The 464-nt window shown below is 25.9% G+C and carries 1 protein-coding gene; it reads right to left on the bottom strand.

What is annotated here, in order from left to right; genetic code table 11:
• On the bottom strand, positions 1–464 hold a 464-nt coding region (locus AC3DE3_RS17295), incomplete at both ends, for a hypothetical protein (protein WP_488370853.1).

Here is a 464-nt window from a genome sequence, read left to right as displayed (position 1 = left end):
AGTAGTTAAAATTAATGGTAAAACAGGTAATAAACCAAAGAAGAATACAATAAAAAGACTTATTAATATAACTAAAATAATTCCAACAATCTTTACAATAAATTCTATTAAATTTTCAATTGATTTCTGTATTCCAATACCCATATAAAGTGTAGCAACAGCAATTCCTCCAACCCTCTTCATTGCTGACATCATTCGTTGATAGACTTGAGAAAATTGTAATCCAGTATTATAAAATCTTGTCCAAAATGGTTCTAGGATTGCTTCAAATGATTTCATCATATTTGATTTTAAATTTCGTAGTTGTAAAAATACATCATTTAAAACATTAACAGAATCTATTTGTTTTCCTAGAATAAGAAGTATTGGAGATAAAGCAATCTGTAAAACTTCATTCCATATATTTTTTATACAAAATGTGAAATTATCTTGTGTAAATTCGGTTGTTGTTCTTTTATCTGTTG

Source organism: Dietzia sp. IBK-p2-16D (assembly GCF_057773085.1).
Note: the sequence above shows the minus strand (reverse complement) of the source record. Positions and strands in the feature narration are given on the sequence as shown.